Here is a 13,134-nt window from a genome sequence, read left to right on the forward strand (position 1 = left end):
TTAACAGGAATTTAACAAATCTTACCGGCAATTTCATTTAATTAAGTGTTAAAGGGTTAATCCCAATTGCGCAGGTAGCCTTGCCCCCGTCGGCCATTTTCACGTAGTCCTGACAAAAGCGAATTGTGAACAGGACGTTACATGACTAAATCGATGACCGCTTTTGCCAGCCGCACCGGAACCTGCGGGCCATTGTCGTGGAACTGGGAAATGCGGGGTGTGAACGCGCGCGGGCTGGATCTGCGCATACGTATTCCTGATGGGATTGCCGGGGTTGAACAGGCCTGGCGCGCCGCCCTGGGCAAAGCGCTGTCGCGCGGCAATGTCACGGTAAATCTGCGTCTGACGCGCGAAGAAGCCAGCGCTGGTCTGACCATTGATGCGGCACAATTGGACAGCGTGCTTTCGGCGCTCGATCAGGTGCAGGAGCGCGCCTTTAGCATGGGCGTTACCTTGGGCCAGCCGACGGCAGCAGATGTGCTCGCGCAGCGCGGCGTCTTGATTTCGGCCCAGCCCGAGGATGACACCGGCGCGCTGGCCGCGGCGCTGCAGGCTGATATCGCGCCGCTGCTGGCGGATTTTCTGACCATGCGCGCAAACGAAGGTGCCGCACTTGCTGCCGTGATCAACGACCAGCTGGATCACATCGAAAAACTGACGGATCAGGCGGCCAAGGCGGCCGCCGACCGCGCCCCGCAGACCCGGGCTAATCTGACAGCGGCCCTTGCGCGGGTGCTTGAGGATGTGGCGACGGTTGATGAAAGCCGCTTGGCGCAGGAATTGGCGCTATTGGCTGTGAAATCCGACGTCACAGAGGAAACGGATCGCCTGCGGGCCCATGTCGCGGCGGCGCGCGATCTGTTGAAATCCGATGAACCGGCGGGGCGGAAACTTGATTTTCTGGCACAGGAATTTAACCGTGAAGCAAATACACTTTGCGCCAAATCGCAAGCAACGGCACTGACGGCAATTGGTCTTGACCTGAAGGCTGTCATCGACCAGATGCGCGAACAGATCCAGAATGTGGAGTAACAGATGGCGCGACGTGGCCTTTTGATCATCCTGTCCTCGCCCTCTGGGGCTGGCAAATCAACGCTGGCGGGGCGGCTTCGCAAATGGGATGACAGTTTGCGCTTTTCAGTGTCCTCAACCACCCGGGCCGCGCGCGCGGGCGAGGTGGACGGTCAGGACTATTACTTTGTCTCTGTACCTGACTTTCAAACAGCTGTCGCCGAAGGCGAGATGCTTGAGCATGCCCAGGTTTTTGGCAATTACTATGGCTCGCCCAAAGCGCCAGTAAAGGCCGCCGTTGATGCAGGGCGCGATGTGCTTTTTGATATCGATTGGCAGGGGGCCCAACAGATCAGCAACTCGGCCCTGCAGGAACATGTGTTGTCGATCTTCATTCTGCCGCCTTCCATCACCGAGCTGCACCGACGTTTGGTAAGCCGCGGTCAAGACAGCGCCGAAGTGATCGAAAAACGCATGCAGAAAAGCTGGGACGAAATCAGCCATTGGGACGGCTATGACTACGTTCTGGTCAATGATGATCTGGACGAGACCGAAGCGAAGCTGAAAACCATTATCAGCGCCGAGCGGTTGCGCCGTTCGCAACAACCCAGCCTGGTCGATCATGTCCGCCAGTTGCAAACTGAGTTCGGAGAACGCTGATGAGCCTTTATGCTCTGGGTGAAATAACGCCTGATATTGCCCCGGATGCGTGGATCGCCCCGGGCTGTTTTGTCATCGGAAATGTTGAAATCGGGCCACAGGCCTCGGTTTGGTTTGGCAGCACGCTGCGCGGTGACAATGAACGGATCACTGTCGGCGCGGGCAGCAATATTCAGGAAAACTGCGTCTTGCACACCGATATGGGCTTTCCGCTGGACATCGGCGCAGGATGCACCATCGGGCACAAAGCCATGCTGCATGGCTGCACGATCGGCAAAAATAGCCTGATCGGGATGGGGGCGACCGTTCTGAATGGCGCCGTGATCGGGGAAAACTGCCTGATTGGGGCAGGGGCGCTGATCACGGAAGGGAAGACAATTCCCGACGGATCGCTGGTGATGGGCGCGCCGGGTAAGGTGGTGCGGGAATTGGATGCAGCGGCAATCAACAGCTTACGGTTGTCTGCAGCGCATTATCAGGAAAACGCCGCCCGGTTCATGCGGGACCTGCGCCCGCTTTAGACATTTGCGGGCACTGGCAGCAGATCAAAATCCAGTTGCGGCGCAAAGGCTCGGATTTCTTTGCGGATCAGATCGGCATCCGGCAGGACATCGGATATGGCACGATATTTGCCGTCAAATTGCAAATCGCGCAGCTTGGCAGCGACATCGACTGCGTCGAAATCATCAGCAACCAAGGGCGACAAGATGATATCGGGATCCACCTGATCGACGACTTCGGCGGTGAGGGATTTGATTTCGACAAATTCAAAATCGGTTGGGGGCGTGCTCATGCGCCCCTCGGCCTCCCATCTGGCAAGATCACCGACCACCAACGTTTTGGCCGACAGGTTCTTGATGGCTTCTGGAAACGGCGTAACTGTTTTGCGCTGTGCTTGTGCCGACATCGTTACCTCAACATTATTTTATTCAAAGATATGGGTGACTGCTGAGTTAACGTTTGAGTTGTGTCAATTGTTCCATGCATATGAAGAATTTTTTAACACCTATGTAGACAACAGGCCTAAAGCGCGTTCATTACTTGCCGCAAAACGGAGGCTGAGAGTGACCCAAGAACGTATTTCGGCAGTGATCGACGCGCTTGCCATGCCCGTGCTGCTGATTGGCCCGGATGAGCGCGTGCGCAGCGCCAATGCGCCGCTTGAGGCGATCTTGGGCCCTGATTTGATCGAGAAACACTATATCACGGCCCTGCGCCAGCCAGCTGTGGTCGATGCGATCGCGCGGGCGCGTCAATCCGGAGAACGGCGTGTGACCCGATTTATCGGGCGGGACGGGGACAAGGATACGGTTTACGTTGTGTCCATATCCAAGGCGGCTGATGATATTGTGCTGACATTCGAAGATCAGACCGCTGCCGAAGAAGCCGGTCAGATGCGCCGCGATTTTGTGGCCAATGTCAGCCATGAACTGCGGACACCGTTGACGGCATTGCTTGGTTTCATCGAAACCCTTGGCGGCGCGGCGCGCGATGACGCAGCGGCCCGGGATCGGTTTTTGGCGATTATGGCGCATGAGGCAAACCGGATGACCCGGTTGGTTGATGATCTTTTGTCGCTCAGCCGGGTCGAAGAAGATGAGCGGGTGCGCCCGCGTGAAAATATCGATCTGACAGCGCTGTTGTCCTCGGTGATCAAAGGGCTTGAGCCGGTCAGCCAGGCGGCGGGCGTCACTGTCACGCTTGAGGGCGATGGGCGTGATGAAATGGTGCCAGGCGATGCCGGGCAATTGGTGCAAGTCTTTACCAATCTGATTGAGAACGGCATCAAATACGGGGCGGCGGACCAGGTTGTGACAGTGACACTATCTGCCAAGGCGCACCATCCGCGCCTGCGGGCTGATGGGGTCAGAATCAGCGTCGCTGACAAGGGCGAGGGGATCGCATCGCACCATCTGGCCCGTCTGACTGAACGATTTTATCGGGTCGACAACCACCGCTCGCGCGAGATTGGGGGCACCGGGCTGGGGCTTGCGATTGTCAAACATATCGTCAACCGGCATCGGGGGCGGCTTTCTATTGAAAGTGAACTGGGCGCGGGCACAACCGTGTCTGTTTTTCTGCCTTCCGAAGTGGTGTCATAAAACTTTTACACAACTGTCACAAAAGCGTCGGACAAGCCCAAGTAGACGGGCCATGATGATTGCGCGGCTCGCGCGTGATCAATGTTTGACTGACAGGAGTAATTTGATGTCGATCATGAAACTGACTGCGACAACCGCGGTTATTGCCCTTACTGCCACAACATCTTTCGCACGCGATAACGTGCAAGTTGCTGGCTCTTCTACCGTTTTGCCATATGCATCAATCGTTGCAGAAGCATTCGGCGAAAACTTCGAATTTCCAACACCTGTTGTCGAATCCGGCGGGTCTTCTGCTGGTCTGAGCCGCTTTTGCCAAGGCGTTGGTGAGAACACCATCGACATCGCCAACGCATCGCGCGCCATCCGCCCTGCCGAAGTCGAAGCCTGTGCCGAGGCCGGTGTGACAGACATCATCGAAGTCCGCATCGGCTATGACGGCATCGTTTTTGCCTCGCAGCTGGACGGCCCTGACTACACAGCGTTTGAGCCAGCCGATTTCTTCAACGCATTGGCCCCCAAAGTGCTGGTTGACGGTGAATTGGTCGACAACCCATACACACAATGGTCCGACTTCAACCCTGATCTGCCTGCCGAAGACATCCTGGCCTTCATCCCAGGCACCAAGCACGGCACACGTGAAGTGTTTGAAGAGAAAGTGATCGCCGCAGGTTGCGAAGCCACTGGTGCCTTTGAAGCGATGATCGAAAGCGGCATGTCCGAAGACGATGCAGAAGACGCTTGCCTGGCGGTCCGCACAGATGGTCTGTCGGTTGATATCGACGGTGACTACACAGAAACGCTGGCCCGTATCGACGCCAACACAAACGGCATCGGCGTGTTCGGTCTGGCTTTCTACGAAAACAACACCGACAAGCTGAAGGTTGCGACCATGTCCGGTGTTGAGCCAACAACTGACACGATCTCAACCGGTGAATACCCTGTGTCGCGTCCGCTGTATTTCTACATCAAAGCGGCCCATATCGGCGTGATCCCAGGCCTGAAAGAATTCGCTGAATTCTTCGTCTCAAACGAAGTTGCGGGTCCTTACGGTCCTTTGGCAGCCTACGGTCTGGTCTCTGACCCGGCCCTGGAAGAGACCCAGGCGATGGTCTCAGCCGAAGAAAGCATGTAATCTGCCAGATGTAGATGGCCCGGACCCAGTACCGGGCCATCTGCCAATAATGCTTCTGAACGACTTGATAAAACTATGAATTTGTGGATGCCCATCGTGCATGCCACTTGCCTTAGAGGGCCAAGATGTCAAATTTGCTAATCGTTGCTGTCATTATCGGCCTGGGCATTTTGGGATTTATCGCAGGACGCAGACGGGCTTTGGTCTCGGGCGGGGGCGATAAACGGACCTTACATTCGCTTCCGGTCTATTACGGGGCCAATGTGGGCCTTTCGGCGCTGGTGCCGGCAATTGGCGTGCTGGTTGTGTGGCTGATGGCGCAGCCGCTGGTGATCAACAATACAGTCTCTGGCATGTTGTCTGAAGACAATATTGCGGCGTCAGGGTCGGTCAGTTTGGTGATGGCGGATGTGCGCCGGGTCGCCGATGGTCTGGACGCTGCGATCGCCCAGGGCGTGATCAGCAGCGATGAAGCTGCCGCATTGGAGCCCGAAACAACAGATGTGCGCGCCTTGCTTGCGGGCGTCGGTGTAGCGCTTGGGGCGGATGTGTCTGCAGATACACTGCGCGCGGCACAACGCTATCGCGTGATGGCCGTACGGGGCAATCTGTTCAAAACACTGGCTGTGATCGCCGCCGCGATGGCGGGCTTTGCGGCCAGCTATGCGGTGACCAACAAAGATTTCCGGGCGCGCAACGTGGTCGAACGCGGTGTGCTGGCCTTGCTCATCGCAGCGGCCTCTTTGGCGGTGTTGACCACGCTGGGGATTGTTCTGTCGTTGATTTTCAACACGGTTGAGTTTTTCCGGCTTTACGCAGCCAGTGACTTCTTCTTCGGCCTCAGCTGGAGCCCCAGCTTTTCAGGGCGGGGCGGCAGCTCGGAATTGGGTATTTTGCCGCTCTTGTGGGGCACGCTTTATATCTCACTGGTGGCGCTACTGGTCGCAGTACCATTGGGGCTGTTCGCCGCGATCTATCTGTCTGAATACGCAACCAGAAAGGTGCGCTCAATCGCCAAGCCACTGCTTGAGGTGCTCGCCGGGATCCCTACCATTGTTTACGGGCTTTTCGCCCTTCTGACGGTCGGCCCGCTGCTGGTATCTGTCTTTGGACGCGACGGGGCGCTGGGTGTGGAATGGATGTCAGGCGGAACGGCGGTGATGACTGCCGGACTGGTCATGGGCATCATGCTGATCCCCTTCGTTAGCTCGCTGTCTGACGACATCATCAATGCGGTGCCGCAAGCGCTGCGCGATGGCTCATACGGGCTGGGGGCGACGAAATCGGAAACGGTGCGGCAGGTGGTGCTACCTGCAGCCTTGCCAGGGATCGTTGGCGCTATCCTTCTGGCCGCATCACGGGCCATCGGTGAGACGATGATCGTGGTGCTGGGGGCAGGGGCCGCTGCACGGCTGAGCATGAACCCCTTTGAGGCCATGACCACCGTGACTGCCAAAATCGTCAGCCAGCTGACGGGTGATAGTGACTTTGCCTCGCCCGAGGCGCTGGTGGCCTTTGCCCTTGGGATCACGCTGTTCGTAATCACATTGGCGCTGAATATCTTTGCCCTCTACATCGTTCGCAAATACCGGGAGCAGTACGACTAATGACTGACGCAACCGCAAATCCGGTTCCGGCCAAGACCAAGGGGAAATCCCTGTTGGAATTGGACGACCGCACCAAGCGCCGCAACGCTGCTGAAAAGCGGTTCCGGGCCTATGGTATCGCTGCCATCACAGTGGGGCTGCTGTTCCTGCTGGCGCTGCTCTGGGCGATTATCAATAATGGCACAGCGGCCTTCACGCAGACCTTCATCAATCTGGATGTTGAACTGGCCGAACAAAACCTAGACCCAAGCGGTGAGCGAAACCTGGAAGACATCAGCAAAGTGTCGACCTTTGGCTACACGCCTTTGATCATTGAGGCGTTGATCCGGCAAACGTCGGATATCGAAACCGACATTGCTGACCGGGATTTGGCCAAGATCCTTTCGGCCTCGGCTGCGGCGGAAATCCGATCTTATGTCGTTGATAACCCCGATCAAATCGGTGAAACCGTGACCTTCCGGTTGCTCGCGTCATCCCGGGTGGATGGCTATCTGAAAGGCCGTGTGCAGCGTGAAGATCTGGCGCGCGACCGGAACCTGGATGCCGCCCATTTGGACCTGATCGACGTGATGGCCGAACGGGGACAGGCCGAGCGGGTGTTCAACTGGGATTTCATCCTGGGCGCTGACGCCTCTGAAAGCCGGCCTGAGCAGGCGGGGATCGGTGTGTCGATGCTGGGGTCGCTTTTTATGATGCTGGTTGTGCTTTTCCTGGCACTGCCGATTGGGGTTGCCGCGTCAATCTATCTTGAGGAATTCGCGCCGCAGAACAAATTCACCGATCTGATCGAGGTGAATATCGCCAATCTGGCGGCGGTGCCTTCGATTGTCTTTGGTATTCTAGGCCTTGCCGTCTTCATCCAATTCGCGCATTTGCCGCAATCGGCCCCGCTGGTGGGCGGGCTGACGTTGACACTGATGACATTGCCAACAATCGTGATCTCAACCCGTGCTTCGCTAAAGGCGGTCCCTCCATCGATCCGCGATGCGGCTTTGGGTGTTGGGGCGTCAAAGATGCAATCGGTTTTTCACCATGTGCTGCCTTTGGCCATGCCGGGCATCCTGACTGGAACGATCATCGGATTGGCGCAGGCGCTTGGTGAAACGGCACCGCTCTTGCTGATCGGGATGGTAGGCTACATTGCCTCAAACTATCCGGATGGGGTGGCCTCGGGGTTCCTTGACCCGAACTCGGCCATGCCCGCACAAATCTACGAATGGGCAAAACGGGCGGACCCGGCCTATTATGAAAGGGCCTGGGGCGGTATTATCGTACTGCTGCTGTTCCTGATGACCATGAACATCATCGCTATCATTCTGCGCCGCCGGTTTGAGCGTCGCTGGTAGGAGGGGCAGAAAATGGAAGATATGGTACATATGGATCGCGCAATGAGCACCCAACAAGATATCAAGATCAAAGCCAACAAAGTGCAGGTCTTTTACGGCGAAAACCACGCGATCAAGGACGTCGATGTCGAGATTGCCGATAAAACGGTGACCGCCTTTATCGGCCCCTCAGGCTGCGGCAAATCCACCTTTTTGCGCTGCATCAATCGGATGAACGACACGATTGATGTCTGCCGGGTTGAGGGTGACATCCTCTTGGATGGCGACGACATTTATGACCCCAAGGTTGACCCGGTCCAGCTGCGCGCCAAGGTTGGGATGGTGTTTCAAAAGCCAAATCCTTTCCCCAAATCAATCTATGATAACGTCGCTTACGGGCCGAAGATCCACGGTCTTGCCCGCAACAAGGCTGATCTGGATGAGATCGTTGAAAAATCGCTGCGCAAGGCGGCGCTTTGGGACGAGGTGAAGGATCGGCTTGATGCGGCGGGCACGGGTATGTCGGGCGGGCAGCAGCAGCGCCTTTGCATCGCACGCGCTATTGCGACCCAACCCGAAGTGCTGCTGATGGACGAACCCTGTTCAGCGCTCGATCCGATAGCGACCGCGCAAGTTGAGGAATTGATTGACGAATTACGCCAAAGCTTTTCGGTTGTGATCGTCACCCACTCAATGCAGCAGGCGGCCCGTGTCAGCCAAAAGACGGCGTTTTTCCATCTGGGTAACCTGGTTGAGTTTGACGACACCGACAAGATTTTCACGAACCCGCAGGACAGCCGGACGGAAAGCTATATTTCCGGCCGGATCGGGTAAGGAGCAGTTTGATGAACGAACATATTTCCTCGGCCTATGATCGCGACCTTGAAGGCATTACGACGCTGATCGTGCAAATGGGTGGGCTTGTCGAAGAGGCGATCCTGAAAGCCGCCAAATCGCTTGCCGATCGCGACGTTGAACTGGCGGACGAAGTGCGCGCTGCTGACAAAACCATTGACCAGCTTGAAGTCCAAATTAACGAGGAGGCTGCGCGTACAATTGCGCTTAGAGCCCCTGTTTCCAAAGACTTACGGTCCGTACTTACTGTTTTGCGTCTGGCCGCATCGCTCGAACGGATTGGCGATTATGCCAAGAATATTGCCAAACGCACCAGCGTTCTAGTTGAAATGAGCCCGGTAAACGGCTCAGACGCTGCGCTGCGCCGCATGGCCCGCGAGGTGCAGGCCATGCTGAAGGATGTGCTTGATGCGTATATCCGTGGCGATGTGGCACTGGCAGAAGATGTGCGCCAGCGTGACCAGGAAGTTGATCAGATGTATAACGCGCTGTTCCGCGAGTTCCTGACTTTCATGATGGAAGACCCGCGCCAGATCACGGCCTGTATGCATCTGCATTTCATGGCCAAAAATATTGAACGGATGGGCGATCTGACCACCAATATGGCTGAACAGATCATCTATCTGGTCACTGGCGAAATGCCCGACGAGGCCCGCCCGAAAGAAGACCGAACTGCATATGTGAGCGATCTGAGCTAAGCCAATGCCGCAACAACCGCATGTCTTGATTGTCGAAGACGAGGCCGCCCAACGCGAGGTGTTGGCCTATAATCTGGAAGCCGAGGGTTTTCGTGTCACCCGCGCTGAGAACGGCGAAGAGGGGTTGCTTTGCGTGCAAGAAGACACGCCCGATGTCATTGTGTTGGACTGGATGATGCCCAACCTGTCCGGGATTGAGGTTTGCCGCCGCTTGAAAATCAAACCTGAAACCCAAGCGATCCCGATCATCATGCTATCCGCCCGTTCAGAAGAAGTTGACAAGGTGCGCGGTCTGGAAACGGGTGCCGATGACTATGTCGTCAAACCTTATTCTGTCTCCGAGCTGATGGCCCGCGTGCGCACCCAGCTGCGCCGGGTACGCCCAGCGACGGTCGGGCAGGTGCTGACCTATGATGATATCGTCTTGGATGCGGAAACCCACCGTGTGACCCGTGACGATAACCCTTTGAAACTAGGGCCGACCGAGTTTCGCCTGCTGAGCACATTTATGGAAAAACCCGGCCGGGTCTGGTCGCGTGATATGCTGCTCGACCGGGTGTGGGGGCGCGATATCTATGTCGATACGCGGACCGTTGATGTGCATGTCGGGCGGTTACGCAAAGTGTTAACGCAGCATGGCGGCAATGATCCTGTGCGCACCGTGCGCGGCGCGGGGTATGCGCTGGGTTGAGCGGTTTTCGCTCAGCAACATCGCGTACAGATACCGTACATACGGCGTACATACACGCAACCTGCAAAGCACCGCAGTTCGTCTTCTGAACCAAGAAATGGGCTGCTGTATTTAGGCCCCGCAGACGTTGGGCATGTCTTGCCCAGTCCTTATATCTTACGGAGCGGAGGAAAGTCAGAGACGCGACATTTTGCTGTCATTGCGAAAGTACGACGCGCACCCTAAGTCTATTACTGACGTAAGCGAGGGTCCCATGCGCCTATTTTCCTTAATTTTGCTTTCTTTCCCTACATTGATATACGCTGAACCAGTTCAAATTCCTGGGCCGCAGGGGGCGCTTGAGGCGGAAATGCTTGCTGTCGAGGGGGCTGATCATGCGGTGATCATTATTCCCGGATCGGGTCCGACCGACCGGGATGGAAATTCCCCGCAGACGGGGCTTTCCACTGATACCTACAGAATGCTGGCCGAAGGGCTCACCGAGCACGGGATCACATCGTTACGGATCGACAAAAGGGGATTCTATGGCAGTGCCGGGGCTATTGCCGATCCGAATGATGTTACCATCAGTGCCTATGCCGATGATGTCAGCAATTGGATCACATTTGCCGCTGGCTCGGCATCTTGTGTTTGGCTCGCCGGTCATTCCGAAGGGGGATTGGTTGCGCTTGTGGCCGCGCAGGGCGCGCCGGAAAACCTTTGTGGTTTGATCCTTCTGGCGACGGCCGGGCGGCCAATAGGACAGATCTTGATTGAACAGCTCGCAGCCAATCCAGCCAATGCCCCTTTTATGCCCGAGATCACCGCGATTGTCGCTGACCTTGAGGCGGGTCAAAGCCGGGACCCCGATACCATTGACCCTGTCTTACGTTCGTTGTTTTCTGCCGGGCTCCAACGCTACATGATTGACCTTTTTTCCTATGATGCGGTGGAGGTCGCCAAAGGGTGGGACGGCCCCGTTCTGATTGTCCAGGGCAACGAAGACCTGCAGGTGCAACCTTATGATGCTGATCTTCTGGCAGGTGCTTTGCCACAGGCCCAACGTATTAGTCTTGTTCGGGGCACGCATATGCTGAAGGCTGCCGTCGCGGGGGACCCGCTTGCGACATATGCCGATCCTACGTTGCCTCTTTATGAGAATCTTGTGTCTGATATTGCCAGCTTTATCGAAGGTGCGGCAGGCGCTGACTGACAGCCGTAGAAACTGACCCGCGGCGGCGGTGGTATCGCCGACAAATTAAATTGTGGGCGCACCATGTCTTGGATGAAAATCCCTATATCATGCGACATCTGCACTGGCTGTGGGAAGCCGAACTCTGCAAGAGGCCACATTCAGAAAGCTTCATTCACGGCTTGATGGCGATACATAGCTTTCTGCATTGGCCGGTGCAAACATCGGCGTTACGCGGCACCCCAGCGCTGAAAGATCCACGCCTCGTCACCACGCCAGCGAAACAGGCGGAACTGATAAATGATCTTTGGCGCTTTTTTGAGGTGAAGGGGCGCGGTGAGTTTAGTCTGGGTTATCTCGACCTTGGTGCCGCATGGCGCACACGCTTTGTTGAGCTGTGCAATGCTGGTCACATGCAACGCGACCGGTTGCTGGATGCATCGCTTGCGGCGTTGAATCGCGACTTCAACGAAGCCGAGACACGCTGCTTTGTGCGCCTATATACCGAGCTTGAGCCAACGGCAGAGGAACAGCATGTCCGTTGCGGCAAATTGCTTGCGCTTCTTGATGCAGAGGTATCGTCGACGGTGTCTTTTGCGGTGAAGGCCATAAAGCAATTGAACAAGCATGACCCTATCCCTGCGGCAGACTTGATCAAGGCATTGCGACCGGTTTTTCTATCACCGGGCAAAGGGGTGGTCATGGACGCGATTGGGCTGGTGAAAGACGCCGCGAAGCGCGCGCCGGACACAAAGCCAGAGGCCATAGACGCCATTATGCAAGCTTTGCGTCATAAGCATGAGAGTGTTTCGAACGCGTCTCTTGCGGCCCTAGAGAATTGGGCCGCAGACCTTGATCCTAAGGCACTGCGAGAATTGCAGGCGTCGGTGCCTGCATTACTGCCTTCCGTTCAGGCACGCGCGCTGGCACTTCTTGACACAACCGGGCGCGCTGCTTTGAGCTAGACCGGTCATTTTTTGTGCAGCAACTTTGAACCCGGTATGTATACACTAGGCAATTCTTATCGTCGGATCTGGTCGCGCGACAAGCCGGACGATGGATGTGCATGTCGTGCAACTACGTAAAGTGTTAACGCGACACAGGGAGGAAGTGATCCGGTGGGCACGGCCCCTGACACCCGCTTAGCTAGCGACCCAGCATCGGACTTTCAGGCAGCAATATTCTGTACATACGCCGTGGTAGCAAACCAAATTGGCGAAAAGACAGTTGCCGTTTCAACGCTGCGACAACTGTCTTGGTAAGTTCTTAGTCGATTTTTTCCATTGCAATACCCAGCATGCCGTAGTTGACCGCCAAGTAGCCATTGGGTTGCATCACGACGGCCTCTGGTGTGTGCATCAAGACATCCTGGGCCATAACGCCTGAGTAAAGCTGTGTGTCGCCGATGTAACGGAAGCTGTAAAGCGGTAACCCGTTTGAGGTGGATCCGATTTGCGTGATGTCCTCTTTCAGGCGGATATCACTGGTCGCGATGACTTCCTCTTCCTCCTCCTCGTCTTCTCTGAGTGCTAAAGCGAGAAGCAGTGCAGCGACCACGCCCACAATTACGTAGGTACCGTTAATCGATGATCCAGTCGGGGACTCCACCTCCATGACTTCAACAGGGGCCTCAACGATTTCGTCTGAAAGACCGCCAGCTTGGGACGCGCTAGTAGTGACAAGCAGCGCGCTGGCTGCTAGAAATGATGTTGTGAAACGCATATTGCTTACCCTCCTCCAGGTTGCGTTGGGGGAAGTTATCATGCGCAATAATTGTTAAGCAACGATAACTTACAGCGACTTGCCCCACGGCCCGTGTTGTCCGCTGCCGCTATCGACGCGCGCGAACTGTGATCGCCGTCTTGTCGCAAAAGTAGCTCAG

The 13,134-nt window shown here is 56.2% G+C and carries 14 protein-coding genes; 12 read left to right on the forward strand and 2 right to left on the reverse strand.

Annotated elements, in window-relative coordinates; genetic code table 11:
* The first annotated feature begins 141 nt into the window (after positions 1 to 141).
* The 3 genes from AABB29_RS15385 to AABB29_RS15395 are packed head-to-tail and all read left to right on the forward strand — an operon-like array spanning position 142 to position 2,192.
* Positions 142 to 1,032, forward strand: a complete 891-nt coding sequence (locus AABB29_RS15385; protein ID WP_341366077.1) for a YicC/YloC family endoribonuclease — start codon at positions 142 to 144, stop codon at positions 1,030 to 1,032.
* 3 nt (positions 1,033 to 1,035) lie between these two features.
* Positions 1,036 to 1,671, forward strand: coding sequence for a guanylate kinase (gmk, locus tag AABB29_RS15390; RefSeq protein ID WP_341366076.1), 636 nt, complete (start codon positions 1,036 to 1,038; stop codon positions 1,669 to 1,671).
* Positions 1,671 to 2,192, forward strand: coding sequence for a gamma carbonic anhydrase family protein (locus AABB29_RS15395; protein ID WP_341366075.1), 522 nt, complete (start codon positions 1,671 to 1,673; stop codon positions 2,190 to 2,192). The genes gmk and AABB29_RS15395 overlap by 1 nt, the downstream gene beginning before the upstream one ends.
* Here the strand turns inward: AABB29_RS15395 and AABB29_RS15400 are convergent.
* Positions 2,189 to 2,578, reverse strand: coding sequence for a hypothetical protein (locus tag AABB29_RS15400; RefSeq protein WP_341366074.1), 390 nt, complete (start codon positions 2,576 to 2,578; stop codon positions 2,189 to 2,191). The two genes, AABB29_RS15395 and AABB29_RS15400, sit on opposite strands and share 4 nt — an antisense overlap.
* A 157-nt stretch (positions 2,579 to 2,735) precedes the next feature.
* Here AABB29_RS15400 and AABB29_RS15405 point away from each other — a divergent pair, with 157 nt between their 5' ends.
* From AABB29_RS15405 to AABB29_RS15445, 9 genes are all read left to right on the forward strand, one after another.
* Complete coding sequence (locus AABB29_RS15405; protein ID WP_341366073.1) at positions 2,736 to 3,773, forward strand: ATP-binding protein; 1,038 nt, start codon at positions 2,736 to 2,738, stop codon at positions 3,771 to 3,773.
* Positions 3,774 to 3,879: 106 nt separating this feature from the next.
* Positions 3,880 to 4,905, forward strand: coding sequence for a substrate-binding domain-containing protein (locus AABB29_RS15410; RefSeq protein ID WP_373636610.1), 1,026 nt, complete (start codon positions 3,880 to 3,882; stop codon positions 4,903 to 4,905).
* Positions 4,906 to 5,030: 125 nt separating this feature from the next.
* Positions 5,031 to 6,512, forward strand: coding sequence for a phosphate ABC transporter permease subunit PstC (gene pstC, locus AABB29_RS15415; RefSeq protein WP_341366072.1), 1,482 nt, complete (start codon positions 5,031 to 5,033; stop codon positions 6,510 to 6,512).
* Positions 6,512 to 7,858 (forward strand): phosphate ABC transporter permease PstA, encoded by a 1,347-nt coding sequence (gene pstA, locus AABB29_RS15420; RefSeq protein WP_341366071.1) that lies wholly within the window; start codon positions 6,512 to 6,514, stop codon positions 7,856 to 7,858. The genes pstC and pstA overlap by 1 nt, the downstream gene beginning before the upstream one ends.
* 12 nt (positions 7,859 to 7,870) lie before the next feature.
* A complete protein-coding gene (pstB, locus tag AABB29_RS15425) occupies positions 7,871 to 8,671 on the forward strand; it encodes a phosphate ABC transporter ATP-binding protein PstB (RefSeq protein WP_341366070.1) in 801 nt (266 codons plus the stop codon).
* Between the two features lie 11 nt (positions 8,672 to 8,682).
* Positions 8,683 to 9,390, forward strand: a complete 708-nt coding sequence (gene phoU / locus AABB29_RS15430) for a phosphate signaling complex protein PhoU (protein WP_341366069.1) — start codon at positions 8,683 to 8,685, stop codon at positions 9,388 to 9,390.
* Positions 9,391 to 9,394: 4 nt separating this feature from the next.
* Positions 9,395 to 10,081 (forward strand): phosphate regulon transcriptional regulator PhoB, encoded by a 687-nt coding sequence (gene phoB, locus AABB29_RS15435; RefSeq protein WP_341366068.1) that lies wholly within the window; start codon positions 9,395 to 9,397, stop codon positions 10,079 to 10,081.
* Between the two features lie 349 nt (positions 10,082 to 10,430).
* Positions 10,431 to 11,273: an alpha/beta fold hydrolase gene (locus tag AABB29_RS15440; RefSeq protein WP_341366067.1), complete on the forward strand. Its 843-nt coding sequence runs from the start codon at positions 10,431 to 10,433 to the stop codon at positions 11,271 to 11,273.
* A 164-nt stretch (positions 11,274 to 11,437) separates the two neighbouring features.
* On the forward strand, positions 11,438 to 12,217 hold the full coding sequence (locus tag AABB29_RS15445) for a DUF6493 family protein (protein WP_373636611.1): 780 nt from the start codon (positions 11,438 to 11,440) through the stop codon (positions 12,215 to 12,217).
* Positions 12,218 to 12,518: 301 nt separating this feature from the next.
* On the opposite strand, the gene AABB29_RS15450 is transcribed toward AABB29_RS15445, so the two are convergent.
* On the reverse strand, positions 12,519 to 12,974 hold the full coding sequence (locus tag AABB29_RS15450; protein ID WP_341366065.1) for a tail fiber domain-containing protein: 456 nt from the start codon (positions 12,972 to 12,974) through the stop codon (positions 12,519 to 12,521).
* Between the last annotated feature and the right edge of the window lie 160 nt (positions 12,975 to 13,134).

The organism is Yoonia sp. BS5-3, from assembly GCF_038069655.2.
GTDB lineage: Bacteria > Pseudomonadota > Alphaproteobacteria > Rhodobacterales > Rhodobacteraceae > Yoonia > Yoonia phaeophyticola.